The following is a 15,301-nucleotide window of genomic DNA, read 5'->3' on the forward strand; positions in this document are numbered from 1 at the left end:
ATAACTAGCAGACGACTGACATGGCATACGATCTCGAAGAACAAGAACAACTTGCGACGCTTAAAGCATGGTGGGAAAAGTACGGCAACCTGACCACCTGGGTGCTGATCGCCTGCCTGGCGGCCTACTCGGGCTGGCAGGGCTGGAAGTACTACGAGCGCAACCAGGCCGCCCAGGCCTCGGCGCTGTATGACGAGCTGCAAAGCGCGGTACAGGCCAAGGACAACGCCAAGGTGCTGCGCGCCGCCGGCGACATGGAAAGCAAATTCGGCGGCACCGTGTACGCCCCGATGGCCGCGCTGGTCGCCGCCAAAAGCTCGTTCGAAGCCAACGACCTGAAATCGGCCAAGGTCCAGCTGCAATGGGCGGCCGATCACGGCGGCGACGAATTCAAGGCGATCGCCAAGATCCGCCTGGCCGGCGTGCTGCTGGACGAAAAAGCCTACGACGACGCGCTGAAGGCGCTGGGCGGCGATGTGCCGGCGCAGTTCGCCGGCGCCGTGGCCGACCGCAAGGGCGATATCCTGGCGGCGCAGAACAAGCTGGCCGAAGCCCGCGCCGCCTACCAGGCCGCGCTGGACGCCACCGACAAGAAGAACCCGGGCCGTCAACTGATCCAGCTGAAATTCGAAGCCATCGGCGGCTCGGTGCCCGCCGCCAAAGGCGCCGCGTAATAGGCGCAGCGTAATCTATCGGCGCCGGCGTCCGCCGGCGCTCTCTAAGCAAGGTTAAAAAGATGCGTATTACCGAAAAAGTTATTGCTGCAAGCGTGTTTGCGATGTTGGCCGGTTGTTCCTTGTTTGGCTCCAAAGATAGCAAGAACCAGCCCGCGCCCCTGGTCGAGCTGAAGGGCATGGCCACGCCGAAAACGGTGTGGAAGTATTCGGTGGGTAAAGCCGGCAACGCCGTGTTCACCCCGGCGCTGTCGGGCGCCAACCTGTACGTGGCCGACGCCGACGGCGCGCTGGCCAGCATCGATGCCGCCACCGGCAAGCAGAACTGGCGCATCAAGACCGGCTCCGACCTGACCGCCGGCGTCGGCACCGACGGCGAAGTGGTCGTGGTCGGCGGCGTCAAGGGCACCATCCTGGCGTTCGACGCCAGCGGCAAAGAATTGTGGAAAGGCCAGGCCACCAGCGAAGTGCTGTCGTCGCCGGTCGTCGGCGGCGGCGTGGTGGTGGTGCGCAGCGTCGACAACCAGATCACCGCGTTCGAAGCCAAGACCGGCGTCAAGCGCTGGACCGTGACCCGCACCACGCCGGCGCTGACCTTGCGCAACGCGCCGGGCATGGTGGTCAACGGCCTGAACGTGTACGTCGCCCAGCCGGGCGGCAAGCTGCTGGCGCTGGTGCTGGCGACCGGCCTGCCGCGCTTTGAAGTGGTGGTCGGCGAGCCGCGCGGCGCCACCGAACTGGAACGCGTCACCGACATCGCCGGCAGCCCGGTGATCTTCGAGAACGACGTCTGCGCCGTGTCCTACCAGGGCCGCGTCGCCTGTTTCGACGCTGTCACCGGCGCGCCGCACTGGAGCAAGGCCACTTCGTCCGACAAGGGCGTGGCGGTCGACCAGCGATTTGTATTCGTCTCCGACGACAAAGGTGAAGTTGCAGCCTACAGCCGTGAAAACGGCAGCAACGCCTGGAAAAACGATAAACTGTCCTATCGCAACCTGTCGACCCCCGTGTCGTATGGCCGCGCCGTGGCAGTCGGGGACTACCAGGGTTACGTCCACTTCCTGTCGCGGGAAGATGGCGCGTTTATAGGTCGCGCCGCGACCGACGGCAGCAAGATTCAGGCTGATCCCGTCATCGCAGGTTCGAATTTGATTTTCCAAACCCAATCAGGGACAGTGACCGCTCTCGCGGTCGAGTAAAAAATGAAGCCGGTAATCGCACTAGTGGGTCGACCCAATGTAGGGAAATCGACCTTGTTCAATCGTCTGACCCGCTCGCGCGATGCGCTGGTGGCGGACTTGCCTGGGTTGACGCGCGATCGTCACTATGGCGAGGGCCGTGTCGGCGAACGTCCCTTCCTCGTCATCGACACGGGCGGCTTCGAGCCGGTCGCCAAGGAAGGCATCATGCATGAGATGGCCAAGCAGACCAAGCAGGCCGTGGCCGAAGCCGACATCGTCGTGTTTCTGGTCGACGGCCGCCAGGGTCTGACGCCGCATGACAAAACCATTACCGACTTCCTGCGTAAAAGCGGCCGTCCGGTCATGCTGGTCGTGAACAAGTCCGAGGGCATGCGCTACACCGCCGTCGTCGCCGAGTTCTACGAGCTGGGACTGGGCGAGCCGTACTCGATCTCGTCGGCCCACGGCGATGGCGTGTCCGACCTGGTGGAGGAGGCGCTGGACCTGGCCTTCGCCCAGCGTCCGGACGACGCGGCCGAGCTGGACAAGACGGACCATGGCATCAAGATCGCGCTGGTCGGCCGTCCGAACGTCGGCAAGTCGACGCTGATCAACACCCTGGTCGGCGAAGAGCGCGTGATCGCCTTCGACATGCCGGGCACCACCCGCGATTCGATCGAGATTCCGTTCGAGCGCGAAGGCAAGCAATACACGCTGATCGACACCGCCGGCATCCGCCGTCGCGGCAAGGTGTTCGAAGCGATCGAGAAATTCTCGGTCGTCAAAACCCTGCAATCGATCTCGGAGGCCAACGTGGTCGTGCTGATGCTCGACGCGCAGCAGGACATCTCCGAGCAGGACGCCCACATCGCCGGCTTCGTGCTCGAGACCGGCCGCGCGCTGGTGATCGCGGTCAACAAGTGGGACGGTCTGCGCACCGATGAGCGCGACGAGATCAAGATCGACATCGACCGCAAGCTGGACTTCCTGTCCTTCGCCAAGATGCACTTCATTTCAGCCTTGAAGTCGCAGGGCATCGGTCCGCTGATGAAGTCGCTGGACGCGGCCTACGCCGCCGCCATGTGCAACCTGTCGACGCCGAAGCTGACCCGCGCGCTGATCGAAGCGGTGGAGAAGCAGGAACCGCGCCGCAAGGGTTCGATCCGTCCGAAGCTGCGCTATGCGCACCAGGGCGGCATGAATCCGCCGGTGATCGTTATCCACGGCAATGCGCTGGACGCGGTGGGCGAACCGTACAAACGTTACCTGGAAAAACATTTCCGCGATACGTTCCAACTGGTCGGCACCCCGCTGCGGATCGAACTGCGCACCGGTAAAAATCCGTTCGCAAAAGGTTCGGCAAAATAAGGCCGTTTTTTTGCAGGAACGCCCTGCAAAAAAAGCCAAAACAGGTTACAGTGGCTTAGAAGCACCATTCCCCGCGTGGCGAGCGGTGTTTCAGCGAAAATCATTTGACTTTCGCTGAGCCACGTACTTGAATTTAAGCGTTTCGCCTCCAAATCCAACACAACAACATAAAATGGAGCTGTTATGAGCAACAAAGGGCAACTGTTACAAGACCCATTCCTCAATGCCTTGCGCAAAGAGCATGTTCCTGTCTCGATTTACCTGGTCAACGGCATCAAGCTTCAAGGCCATATCGAATCGTTCGATCAATACGTCGTACTGCTGCGTAACACTGTGACCCAGATGGTGTATAAGCACGCCATCTCCACCGTGGTGCCGGCCCGCGCCGTCAATCTCAACATTGAATCCGAAGCGGAATAAGCGCTTGCATCTCGGCTTCTTTCCAACTTGCTTGATCGTCGTATGCGCGCAGCCTTAGTCGGTATCGATTTCGGTCAAGGCGACTTTGCCGCCAGCGTCGAGGAACTGCATCTGCTGGCACGTTCGGCGGGTGCGGAACCGATTACGACGATCACGGCCAAGCGTTCGTCCCCGGACGCCGCCTATTTCGTCGGCAGCGGCAAGGCCGACGAGATCGGCCTCGCCGTGCTCGATCACAAGATCGAGATCGTCATCTTCAATCACGCGCTGTCGCCCGCTCAGCAACGCAATCTGGAAAAGCGTTTGCAGATCCGGGTGCTCGACCGTACCAGCCTGATTCTCGACATCTTCGCCCAGCGCGCCGCCTCCCACGAGGGCAAGCTGCAGGTGGAGCTGGCGCAGCTGCAGCATCTGGCCACGCGCCTGATCCGCGGCTGGACCCACCTGGAACGGCAAAAGGGCGGTATCGGCCTGCGCGGTCCCGGTGAAACCCAGCTGGAGACCGACCGCCGCCTGATCGGCGAGCGGGTCAAGGCCCTGCGCGCGCGTCTCGACAAGCTGCGCAAGCAGCACGAGACGCAGCGCCGCTCGCGCGGCCGCAGCCAGACTTTCTCGGTGTCGCTGGTCGGCTATACCAACGCCGGCAAGTCGACGCTGTTCAACGCCGTCACCAAGGCCGGCGTGTATGTCGCCGACCAGCTGTTCGCCACGCTGGACACGACCTCGCGCCGCGTCTACATGGGGCAGGAGGTCGGCAACGTGGTGATCTCGGACACGGTCGGCTTCGTGCGCGAGCTGCCGCACCAGCTGGTGGCGGCGTTCCGCGCCACGCTGGAGGAGACCATCCACGCCGATCTGCTGCTGCACGTGGTCGACGCGTCGTCGCCGGTGCGCATGGAGCAGATCGAGCAGGTCAACCTGGTGCTCAAGGAAATCGGCGCCGATCATATCCCGCAGATTCTGGTGTGGAACAAGATCGACGTCGCCGAGATGGAGCCTTCGGTCGAACGGGATGAATATGATAAGATTTCCCGCGTCTTCCTCAGTGCGCGCACGGGTCAAGGACTGGACCTGCTGCGGGGCGCCATCGTCGAATGGGCCAAGGCCGCGCCGGGCGCGCGCCTGCACCAGGCGTACGAGGGACAAGAACAAACAGAAGAAGAACTAGAACTAGAACCAGAATCAGAAGCAGTAGAGAGCAGTCCCACCCTCACTCACGTTGGACCACACTAATGCGTGTCTCCTCACTTATGAAACGACTCGGTTTGAAGCTGTCGCTGAACGATCCCCGCTGGGGCTCGGACAAGAAAGACGACAACAAGCCGCAAGCCAATGAAGGCAAGAAGCCCGGCGAGGGCCCGCCCGATATGGAACAACTGTGGCGCGATTTCAATCAGCGCCTGAACAGCTTCTTCGGTCAAAAAAATCGCCCGCCAGGTAACAACAATGGCGGCGACAACGGCGGTCCCGCCGGCGGCGGACGTCCCGATTTCGCCGGCGTGCGCGCCACGGCCGGCGCCATCGGCGTGGTGGTCGCGCTGATCTGGCTCGCCAGCGGCTCGTTCATCGTGCAAGAGGGTCAGACCGGCGTGGTCTACACCTTCGGCAAAGTCAGTCACACCACCGGTTCCGGTTTCAACTGGCGCTGGCCGTATCCGTTCCAGACCGATGAAACGGTCAAGGTATCGCAGATGCGCATGGTCGAAATCGGCTATCGCGGCAACATCAAGAACAAGCAGGCGCGCGAATCGCTGATGCTGACCGACGACGAAAACATCATCGACATCCAGTTCGCGGTGCAGTTCAAGCTGAAGGATCCGGTCGCATGGCTGATGAACAACCGCGACGAGGAGGACACCGTACGCCAGGTGGCCGAGACCTCGATCCGCGAAATCGTCGGCAAGAACAAGATGGACTTCGTGCTGTACGAGGGCCGCGACAAGGTCGCCTTCGAAACCCAGCAACTGATGCAGCAGATCCTCGACCGCTACGCCTCCGGCGTGCTGATTTCGAACGTGACGCTGCAGGCGGTGCAACCGCCGGAGCAGGTGCAGGGCGCCTTCGACGACGCGGTGAAAGCAGGGCAGGACCGCGAGCGCCAGAAGAACGAAGGCCAGGCCTACGCCAACGACGTGATCCCTAAAGCGCACGGCTACGCCTCGCGCCTGATGCAGGAAGCGGAAGCGTATCGTTCGATGGTCACCGAGAACGCGACCGGTAACGCCTCGCGCTTCAAGCAGGTGTTGACCGAGTACCAGAAGGCCCCGGGCGTGACCCGCGACCGCATGTATCTGGAAACCATGCAGCAGATTTATTCGAGCGCCAGCAAGGTGATGGTCGACGCCAAGAGCGGCAGCAACCTGCTGTATCTGCCGCTGGACAAGCTGATCGCACAAGCCGCGGCGACCGACGCTTCGGCCGCCGCCAGCCGCGCCGCCGCGCAAGCCGCGGCAGCCGCGCCGCCGTCATCGGCGACGCTGCCGGCGGATATCATTCCATCGGTGGAAGTCAGCCGCCAGCGCGACTCGCGCTCGCGGGAAGCCTTACGTGACCGGGAGAGCCGTTAATGAATCGCATCGCTAGTTCCCTCATTGCGGCTTTCGTCGTGCTGCTGCTGTTGTCGTCGACCGTGTTCGTGGTCGACCAGCGCAGGTACGCGATCGTCTTCGCGCTGGGCCAGATCAAGGAAGTGATCCGCGAGCCGGGCCTGCACTTCAAGCTGCCGCCGCCGTTCCAGAATGTGCTGTTCCTGGACAACCGCATCATGACGATCGAAACGCCGGACGCCGAGCGCTTCATCACCGCCGAGAAGATGAACATCCTGATCGACAGCTTCGTCAAATGGCGCATCGGCCGCAGCGAATCGGCGCCGAAGCTGTACTACGTCACGTTCGGCGGCGACGAAGGCCGCGCGCGCGACCGCATGTCGCAGATCGTCAAGGCGGCGCTGAACGAGGAAATCACCAAGCGCACCGTGGGCGAAGTGATCTCCGGCCAGCGCGGCAAGGTCATGGAAGGCATCCGTACCAAGGTGGTGCAGGAAGCGGCCCAGATCGGCGTCGAGATCATCGATGTGCGGCTGAAGCGTGTGGAATATGTGGAGCAGATCAACAACTCGGTCTACGACCGCATGAAGGCCGAGCGCCTGCGCGTGGCCAACGAGCTGCGTTCGACCGGTTCCGCCGATTCGGAGAAGATCCGTGCCGACGCCGATCGTCAACGTTCGGTGATCCTGGCGGAAGCCTATCGCGACGCCGAGGAGATTCGCGGTGACGGCGACGCCAAGGCGTCGGCGATCTACGCCGAAGCGTTCGGCCGCAATCCCGAGTTCTACAAGTTCTACCGCAGCCTGGAAGCCTACCGCGCCACCTTCAAGAACCACGGCGACGTGATGGTGATGGATTCCAGTTCGGACTTCTTCAAGTACTTCAAGAGCTCCGGCGGCGCCTCAGCCGCTCCGGCTCCGGCCAAGAAATAAAAAAAGAGGGCGGATACGAAAGTATCCGCCCTTTTTTTTAGTCCATTCCGCTCTTGCCGGGCGCCCAATACGCCTTGCTGGTACGCCGCTCCGAGGCAACGCCATGTTGCCGCAGCAGCCGGCTGATGTGCTGGATCGCGCCGGCCCTACCCGTCAGCACCAGCTCCGCCGCAGGATGCTCGCGCAGCAGCGCCGTCATGCGCTGCTCCAGCTCGGCGAAATGGCGGTCGTCCTCAAGCCGGGCACACAGCGCCACGCCGTTCAGATCCAGTCGTTCGGCCGCGCGCGCGGCGTCCGCCGGGCTCGATACTTCAAACAAGCCGATAACCGTCGGCGCCGACAGTTGATGCGACAGGGCCGCCGCCAGCCCCAACGAAGTTTCGTCGCCGAACACGATGACCGTGGATGGCGGACCGGAGAGCCTGACCGACTTGCGCGGACCGAACACAATGCACTGGTCGCCAACCCGCAGCGCGCGTGCCCAGCGGGTGCCGGGCGCGTCGCCGTGCAGATGGACCAGGATGCGGGTGCGTCCGTTGTCGGCATCCCAGCCCATCGGCGTGTAGGTGCGCTGGGTCCATCCGCCGAGCTGGATTTGTATCTTGTCACCCGGCGTCCACGCGACATTGCGTAGCGCCTCGCCCTCCAGCGTGACCAGGCGGAAGGCGCCGCCGATATCCTCGATGCCCAGCACCTGCGCGCCGCGCGTGAACAGTTTGAGCATGGCGCCTTCAAGCATGCCCGTGGAAGGCCGCCGCCCCGCGACAGGCGCGTGCGCCGGGAGTTCGTACCCCTGAATGTTTTTGTTCGGCATGGCGTTGAACTTTCTGATGTCGGTTACTCGTTAGCTGCTGGTGTAGACGGACCACGCGGCTGAATATTGTGCTCAGACCATGCCGCGCCGGGTTGCATCGCCGGCGCCGCGCTGATCCGTCAGGCCGATCGGCTAAGCGACATGCTGATTGCCCACTTCCGGATTGCCTGGCCGCGCCGGGCGGCGGCAATTTTTTCCCGCCCGCCAAGCATTTCGCGTAAAATATCAGGTTCGGCCTTCCGCTTTACGGCCACGGCGCGTGCGTCACCTTGTTCATTTTTAAATTGTCTCCCCATGCCGAATTGGCTTCTGCCTGAGAATATCGCCGACGTTTTGCCGTCGGAAGCACGCAAGATCGAAGAGTTGCGTCGTCTGATGCTGGATAATTTCCGTCTGTACGGATATGAACTGGTGATGCCGCCGCTGCTCGAATACCTGGAGTCGCTGCTGACCGGCGCCGGCGAGGATACCGACCTGCGCACCTTCAAGCTGGTGGACCAGCTGTCGGGCCGCATGCTGGGCCTGCGCGCCGACATGACGACCCAGGTGGCGCGCATCGACGCCCACTTGCTGAACCGTAGCTCGGTGACCCGGCTGTGCTACGCCGGCAGCGTGCTGCATACCCGTCCGTCGGGCCTGCACGCCACCCGCGAACCGCTGCAGATCGGCGCCGAGATCTACGGCCACGCCGGCCTCGAAGCCGACGCCGAGATCCAGGAACTGGCGCTGGCGTCACTGGCCCTGGCCGGCTTCCCCGAAGTGCGGCTGGACCTGACCCATGTCGGCGTGCTGCGCGCCATCATCGAAGGCGACGCGGCGGCGCTCAAGGACGAGGCCCGGCTGTACCTGGCGCTGCGCGCCAAAGACGTGCCGGACTTGCAGGAGCTGACCAAGGATTACGCGCCGACGGTGCGCGACGCGCTGCTGGCGTTGCCCAACCTGTACGGCGGCATCGACGTGCTGAAGAAAGCGCGCGAAACGCTGCCCGACCTGCCGGCCATCAGCAAGGCGCTGGCCGAGCTGGCGGCGCTGGCGGCGTCGGCCATCGACCGCGCCGAAGTGGCGATCGACCTGGCCGACCTGCGCGGCTATCAGTACGAAAGCGGCGCGATGTTCGCCTTGTATGTGCCGGGCCTGCCGAACGCGGTGGCGCGCGGCGGCCGTTACGATCACGTAGGCGAGGCCTTCGGCCGGGCGCGTCCCGCCACCGGCTTCTCGCTCGACCTGCGCGAACTGGCGCGTCTGTTGCCGACTGCGGAGCGCAAGCATTCGATCCGCGCGCCGTGGGGCAATGCGCCGGAATTGAAGGAAAAAATCGCCGAGCTGCGCAAGTCCGGCGAAGTCGTGATCCAAAGCATGCCGGGTCATGACAGCGAACTGGACGAGTTCGAGTGCGATCGCGCGCTGGTCCTCGACGATAATGGTAGCAACTGGATTCTTAAAAACTTAGGTTAGTGTGATGTCAAAGAAAAACGCAAAAAACGTCGTCGTCATCGGTACCCAATGGGGCGATGAAGGCAAGGGCAAGATCGTCGACTGGTTGACCGATCATGCACAGGGTGTGGTCCGCTTCCAGGGCGGCCACAACGCCGGCCACACGCTGGTCATCGGCGGCGTAAAGACCGCGCTGCAGCTGATCCCGTCGGGCATTATGCGTCCAGGCGTGGCCTGCTACATCGGCAACGGTGTGGTGGTGTCGGTGCCTGACGTGCTGCGCGAAATCGACAAGCTGGAAGCGGTCGGCGTCGAAGTCGCCTCGCGCCTGAAAGTGTCGGACGCGGCCCCGGTGATCCTGCCTTACCACGCGGCGCTCGACCTGGCGCGTGAAGCCAAGCGCGGCGAAGCCAAGATCGGCACCACCGGCAAGGGCATCGGCCCGGCCTACGAAGACAAAGTGGCGCGCCGCGCGATCCGTATCGCCGACCTGCTGAACGAGACCCGCTTCGCCGAGAAACTGGCCGAGAACCTCGACTATCACAACTTCGTGCTGGAGCACTACCTGAAGGCGCCGAAAGTCGACTATCAGAAGACCCTGGACGACGCGCTGGCCTACGTGCCGCGTCTGCGCCCGATGGTCACCGACGTCTCGAGCGCGCTGTACGCCGCGCACAAGGCCGGCGCCAACCTGCTGTTCGAAGGCGCGCAAGGCTCGCTGCTGGACGTCGACCACGGCACCTATCCATTCGTCACCTCGTCGAACTGCGTGGCCGGCAATGCCGCCGCCGGCGCCGGCGTCGGTCCGAACATGCTGCACTACATCATGGGCATCACCAAGGCCTACACCACCCGCGTCGGTTCCGGCCCGTTCCCTTCGGAACTGCCTACCGATGCCGGCGTCGGCCATCACCTGGCCCAGGTCGGCCACGAGTTCGGCACCGTCACGGGCCGCGCCCGCCGCTGCGGCTGGTTCGACGCCGCGCTGCTGCGCCGCTCGGTCCAGATCAACGGCGTGACCGGCATGTGCCTGACCAAGCTGGACGTGCTGGACGGCCTGGAATCGCTGAAGCTGTGCACCGGCTACACCATCGACGGCGTGGCCGTGGACATCTTCCCGTCGGGCGCCGAAGAAGCCGCCCGTTGCGTGCCGGTGTACGAGGAAATGCCGGGTTGGACCGAAAGCACCGTCGGCGCCAAGTCGCTGGCCGCGCTGCCGGCCACCGCCCGCGCCTACATCAAACGTATCGAAGAGTTGGTCGGCGTGCCGGTCGACATGGTATCGACCGGTCCGGATCGTGAAGAAACGATCGTGCTGCGTCATCCGTTCGAGTAATTAAGGACTTATTCATGACCACTCCACAATCGAACGAAAAACACCTCTGGGTCTCCTGGGACGAGTATCACCGCCTGATCGAGCGCCTGGCGCTCAAGGTGCACGAATCCGGCTGGAAATTCGACATGGTGCTGTGCCTGGCGCGCGGCGGCGTGCGTCCGGGCGACGTGTTCTCCCGCATCTTCGACGTGCCGCTGGCGATCCTGTCGACCAGCTCGTACCGCGAAGACAAGGGCACCACCCAGGGCGACCTGGACATCGCCAAGTACATGACGATGACCAAGGGCCCGCTGAGCGGCCGCATCCTGCTGGTCGACGACCTGGCCGACTCCGGCGTCACGCTGATCAAGGTGATGCAGCACTTGAAGGACAACTTCGAGGGCGTCACCGAAGTCAAGTCGGCGGTGATCTGGACCAAGGGCAGCTCGGCCTTCAAGCCGGACTACCAGATGGAAGAACTGCCGCATAACCCATGGATCCACCAGCCGTTCGAAGACTACGACGGCCTGCGCCCGCACCAGCTGGCGGCGTGGATCAAGAAGGGCGACAGCGCGGCCTGAGTGCCTTGGCTTAGTCCAGTCAGTTGAAAAAGCGGCCACAGGCCGCTTTTTTTATTGAAAACATAAGTATTTCTTCGGCAACTTATGTTGTTTATACTGAATTTAACATGCAAAAAAGAAATGCAAGTTGCATATCTTGTGTTAAGATACGTTTAAGTTTTGGTGAGAGTGATCCTGTAGCCTAACAACTGCTGCTGCCACTTGTCGTTTTGTTTCGTAAATATTTTATATGGATGGGAAACCCCATGAAATTGAATAAGCTTTCGCAAGTACTGCTGGCAGCAGCCTGCTTCGCATCCACCGCGGCAAATGCGGCCGTGAAGACCTACGTCAGCACGCCGGTGTCGAGCTCGATCACCGACCTGTCGGACTTTCTGTCGTTTCAACAGTTCAACTCGGCCTGGGGCACACTGCAATCGATCTCGATCACCGTCGGCAGCACCGTCACCGGCACGGTCGACCTGATCGACCTGGTCGACGTCGCGCACGCCCCGCAAGCGGTGCCGGTCAGCCTGAGCGTGGAACTGTTCCTGCAGCGTCCCGCCGACGCCAGCAATATCCTGCAACTGAGCCAATCGGTGTTCGACACCGAATTGACCCTGAGCGGCGTCGCCAACGGCACCGCGACTCAATCGGGCACGGTACACCTGTCGGCCACCAAGAGCCTGGACGCCAGCGACTTCGCGCTGTTCACCGGCAGCGGCTATGTGTACGCGCCGCTCAAGGTGAACGCCATCTCGAGCTCGACCGGCGACGACATCGATGTGCAATTCACCACCTACGCCAGCGGCACCGCCAGCATCACCTACAACTACGTGGCCGCCGTACCTGAACCGGAAACCTACGGCATGATGTTGCTGGGCATGGGCGTGGTCGCCTTTGCCGCCCGCCGCAAATCCCGTTCGGCTCAAGCCTGATACCGATCCGCGACCCGATACCTGACTGGACAATAATATGAAAAAAGCTCTTACCCTGCTGGCCGCCGGCGCGGTCCTGACCGTGGCCGCCAGCGCGCAAGCCGCGCCGGCGCCTGCCCCGCTGGTCCTGAACACCAACGTCATCAGCAACATCAAGAAATCCACTGGCGTTCTCGATTTCACGCAATTCAACGCCACCAACGGCACGCTGCTGTCGGTGCAAATTGAATTGTTCAGTGACCTGGACAGCAAATTCAGCGTCGAAAACAAGGGCAAAAGCGCGACCACCTTCACGCTGGACTCGGCAAGCTCGGTGTCGCTGTCGTCGAGCGTGTTCTCGCTGGCCACGCTGGTCAACAACTACCACTCGACGGTGAGCAAGGGCGCGTTCGACCTGACCGACGACTACGCCGGCACCTCGGGCACCGTCGTGACCTTGGCCCCTCAGCATCAAAGCGTCAGCGCCGTCTTCACCGACGCCGCCACGCTGGCCGCGTTCACCGGCACCGGCAGCGTCGCCGCCACCGTGACCGGTCTCGGCACGACCAAGATCACCGCTTCGGGCAACGTCCACACCGCTGCGACCTCCGCCTACAGCGCCTACGGCACGGTGACCTACACCTTCGCCGCTCCGGTGCCGGAACCGGAAACCTATGCCATGCTGCTGGCCGGCCTGGGCCTGGTGGGCTTCGCCGCCCGCCGCCGCAAATCGGCGTAAGCCGCAACTGGCGGTCACGACAAACGGGAGCTTCGGCTCCCGTTTGTCATTGTGCGCTTGGTGGTGTGGCGCGGGCCGATCAGTTAAACTGGTCGCCCCGATGCCTATCAACAATAATAAGATCATGACCCAAGATTTTTTCCAGACCTTCATCCTGCTGCTGCTGGTGACCGACCCATTCGGCAATGTGCCGCTGTTCGCCAGCGTGTTGAATCCCGTGCCGCCGTCGCGCCGTTCGCGCATCGTGGTGCGGGAGTGCGCGATCGCCTTTGTGCTGCTGCTGATTTTCATGTTCTTCGGGCGCCACTTCCTGTCGGCGCTGCACCTGTCGGAAGTGGCGCTGCGCATCGGCGGCGCGGTGATCCTGCTGCTGATCTCGATCCGCATGATCTTTCCGCATCCGGATGGCGTATTGGGTCGCACCGACGGTGGCGAACCGTTCATCGTGCCGTTGGCGATACCGGCGCTGGCCGGGCCGTCGGCGCTGGCCACGGTGCTGCTGTTCTCGCGCGAGAGCACCGGCGAAGTGCTGGTGCACGTCGCCGCGCTGGCGGCGGTTGGCGTGGTGTGGCTACTGGTGTTCCTCAGCGCCGAGAAGCTGCAGAAAGTCCTCGGCCCGCAAGTGATGACCGCCTTCGAGCGCCTGATGGGATTAATCCTGACCGCCATGTCGGTCGAAATGCTGCTTGGCGGGATACGCGAGTTCGTCAAGACGCTGTAGCCCGCCAACCAGATCACCGTATGCTGGGTACGGTACGCATCAGGGAGTTGGTGCCACCGACGCCAATTCCGGAAGAATTGAACTGGACCGACGCGAGCGCACCCAGGCCGACCGGCTGCATGCTCGCCTGCGCTAGACGCTTTCGTATGCCGGCGAACAATATGCTTAAGCGATGGCGCACGTGACATGCTGGGCCTTGGCTGAGGGCTCTGGGTATCGAAGACGGTAAGTGATTCCGTTCGATACCAGGCAGCGACCGATTAATCGCTGTATAAGCTTCAGAAATAACAATCCATATTGCAATAATTGAATGTAAGCATTACAATTTCCGTAATTAAACTAAATTAATTGAGGAGAAATTGTGAGGAGATCGGTTGCCCTTGTTTTATTGCTGATGCTGGGGTCGTTGTTTATATGGGCAGCAACTCAAGGACCTATCTGCCAAACACAGTGGGTATGCCAGTAGTTCCTCTTTTTTTGCTGAGTAAATCGCAGCGCCTTAAAGTGTAGGCCTCTGTTTTTTGGAGATTGCGATGAATCAGCGCATTTCCGTCCGAGGAAAGCCCCGTTGAGCAACGGCCGCTTTTCCATCGCGTCTCTTGCCATTTTTTGCGTGATCATGTTCGCCTAGTACAACGCTCCAGCGTTGTCGAAATTGCATGTGGTAGTGCTTGGCGAGACCGCGATGAAGTGCTTGACCCGCCACGTATCGCGGATTATAGTTAGATAACTATCTAATTAGACGCTTGCCTAATGAGTGCCACCAACAACGCCTTCAAAGCCATCGCCGACCCGGCGCGCAGGGAGATCCTGCGGCTGCTGCGGCAGGGCGAGATGACGGCCGGCGATCTGGCGGCGCATTTCGACATGAGCAAGCCGACCATGTCGCACCACTTCGCGGTGCTGGCGGACGCCGATCTGATCACGCGCCGCCGCGACGGCCAGACCATCTGGTATGGCTTGAATACCACCGTGCTGCAGGACGTGCTGGCCTGGATGATGGATCTCACCGATACCGACACCAAGGGGAAGAAGAAATGACGCCACGCTATCTGGTTGTTTGCCTGCTGCTGATCGCCGCCGCATGCGCGGCCACGCTGTACTGCTGGCCCTCGCTGCCGGAACGGCTGCCGCTGCACTGGAACGCCGCTGGCGCGATCGACGGCTACGGCCCGCGCGCGGTCTTGTGGCTGCTGGGCCCCGGCATGATGACGCTGGCCGCGTTGGGCGGCCCGCTGCTGCCGCGCATCGCGCCGCGCCGGTTCGACATCGCCGGCTTCGAGTCGACCTATTACTACGTATGCGGCGTCATCGTCGTCATGCTCGCCTATGTGCATGCACTGGTCCTGCTGGCGGTGCTGCACGGCGGCGTGGAGATGGCGCGCGCCATCCCCGCCGGCATCTGCATCCTGCTGATCCTGATCGGCAACCCGCTGGGCAAGGTGCGGCGCAATTTCGTCATCGGCGTCCGCACGCCATGGACGTTGGCCAGCGAAGCGGTCTGGTACGCCACGCACCGGCTGGCGGCGAAGCTGATGGTCGCCAGCGGCCTGCTTGGCCTGTGCGCGCTGTGGCTCGGCGCGCCGCACTGGCTGCTGGCGACGGCGATGCTGGCCTGGGCGCCGATCGCCGTCGCTTACTCGCTGCTGCTCTACAAACGTCTTCCTCAATAGATCGGAG

16 protein-coding genes are annotated in these 15,301 nt (G+C 62.5%); 15 read left to right on the forward strand and 1 reads right to left on the reverse strand.

Going from position 1 to position 15,301, the window contains the following annotated elements:
* The first annotated feature begins 20 nt into the window (after positions 1-20).
* The 7 genes from GW587_RS14175 (at position 21) to hflC (ending at position 7,121) form a co-directional block, all read left to right on the forward strand.
* Positions 21-674, forward strand: coding sequence for a YfgM family protein (locus GW587_RS14175; protein ID WP_166104018.1), 654 nt, complete (start codon positions 21-23; stop codon positions 672-674).
* Positions 675-736: 62 nt separating this feature from the next.
* Complete coding sequence (bamB, locus tag GW587_RS14180) at positions 737-1,873, forward strand: outer membrane protein assembly factor BamB (protein ID WP_166104021.1); 1,137 nt, start codon at positions 737-739, stop codon at positions 1,871-1,873.
* 3 nt (positions 1,874-1,876) lie between these two features.
* The gene (der, locus tag GW587_RS14185; protein ID WP_166104024.1) at positions 1,877-3,223 is read left to right on the forward strand and encodes a ribosome biogenesis GTPase Der; all 1,347 of its coding nucleotides are present in this window, start codon (positions 1,877-1,879) and stop codon (positions 3,221-3,223) included.
* 183 nt (positions 3,224-3,406) lie between these two features.
* Positions 3,407-3,643 (forward strand): RNA chaperone Hfq, encoded by a 237-nt coding sequence (hfq, locus tag GW587_RS14190; RefSeq protein ID WP_008450615.1) that lies wholly within the window; start codon positions 3,407-3,409, stop codon positions 3,641-3,643.
* Between the two features lie 42 nt (positions 3,644-3,685).
* Positions 3,686-4,876 (forward strand): GTPase HflX, encoded by a 1,191-nt coding sequence (hflX, locus tag GW587_RS14195; RefSeq protein WP_166104027.1) that lies wholly within the window; start codon positions 3,686-3,688, stop codon positions 4,874-4,876.
* Between the two features lie 17 nt (positions 4,877-4,893).
* Entirely contained in the window at positions 4,894-6,210 is a 1,317-nt protein-coding gene (gene hflK, locus GW587_RS14200; protein WP_229259447.1) for an FtsH protease activity modulator HflK, read from the forward strand.
* On the forward strand, positions 6,210-7,121 hold the full coding sequence (gene hflC / locus GW587_RS14205; RefSeq protein WP_166104032.1) for a protease modulator HflC: 912 nt from the start codon (positions 6,210-6,212) through the stop codon (positions 7,119-7,121). Before hflK ends, hflC begins: the two co-directional genes overlap by 1 nt.
* Before the next feature lie 37 nt (positions 7,122-7,158).
* Here the strand turns inward: hflC and GW587_RS14210 are convergent, their stop codons facing one another.
* A complete protein-coding gene (locus GW587_RS14210; RefSeq protein ID WP_229259448.1) occupies positions 7,159-7,845 on the reverse strand; it encodes a siderophore-interacting protein in 687 nt (228 codons plus the stop codon).
* A gap of 384 nt (positions 7,846-8,229) precedes the next feature.
* Between GW587_RS14210 and GW587_RS14215 the strand changes: the two genes are divergently transcribed.
* From GW587_RS14215 to GW587_RS14250, 8 genes are all read left to right on the forward strand, one after another.
* Positions 8,230-9,390: an ATP phosphoribosyltransferase regulatory subunit gene (locus GW587_RS14215; protein WP_166104037.1), complete on the forward strand. Its 1,161-nt coding sequence runs from the start codon at positions 8,230-8,232 to the stop codon at positions 9,388-9,390.
* A gap of 4 nt (positions 9,391-9,394) precedes the next feature.
* Positions 9,395-10,705 (forward strand): adenylosuccinate synthase, encoded by a 1,311-nt coding sequence (locus GW587_RS14220; protein ID WP_166104040.1) that lies wholly within the window; start codon positions 9,395-9,397, stop codon positions 10,703-10,705.
* Between the two features lie 14 nt (positions 10,706-10,719).
* The gene (locus GW587_RS14225) at positions 10,720-11,265 is read left to right on the forward strand and encodes a phosphoribosyltransferase (RefSeq protein WP_166104043.1); all 546 of its coding nucleotides are present in this window, start codon (positions 10,720-10,722) and stop codon (positions 11,263-11,265) included.
* Between the two features lie 245 nt (positions 11,266-11,510).
* Positions 11,511-12,182, forward strand: coding sequence for a choice-of-anchor E domain-containing protein (locus GW587_RS14230; protein WP_166104046.1), 672 nt, complete (start codon positions 11,511-11,513; stop codon positions 12,180-12,182).
* A gap of 37 nt (positions 12,183-12,219) precedes the next feature.
* Positions 12,220-12,900: a choice-of-anchor E domain-containing protein gene (locus tag GW587_RS31305; protein WP_229259449.1), complete on the forward strand. Its 681-nt coding sequence runs from the start codon at positions 12,220-12,222 to the stop codon at positions 12,898-12,900.
* A 124-nt stretch (positions 12,901-13,024) separates the two neighbouring features.
* Positions 13,025-13,621 carry a MarC family protein gene (locus GW587_RS14240; RefSeq protein WP_166104049.1) on the forward strand — a complete coding sequence of 199 codons (597 nt, stop codon included), beginning with the start codon at positions 13,025-13,027 and terminating at the stop codon, positions 13,619-13,621.
* 753 nt (positions 13,622-14,374) lie between these two features.
* Positions 14,375-14,662 (forward strand): autorepressor SdpR family transcription factor, encoded by a 288-nt coding sequence (locus GW587_RS14245; RefSeq protein ID WP_166104052.1) that lies wholly within the window; start codon positions 14,375-14,377, stop codon positions 14,660-14,662.
* Positions 14,659-15,294, forward strand: coding sequence for an SdpI family protein (locus tag GW587_RS14250; protein ID WP_166104054.1), 636 nt, complete (start codon positions 14,659-14,661; stop codon positions 15,292-15,294). Before GW587_RS14245 ends, GW587_RS14250 begins: the two co-directional genes overlap by 4 nt.
* Positions 15,295-15,301: the final 7 nt, after the last annotated feature.

It is taken from the genome of Duganella aceris (genome assembly GCF_011090165.1).
GTDB lineage: Bacteria > Pseudomonadota > Gammaproteobacteria > Burkholderiales > Burkholderiaceae_D > Rugamonas > Rugamonas aceris.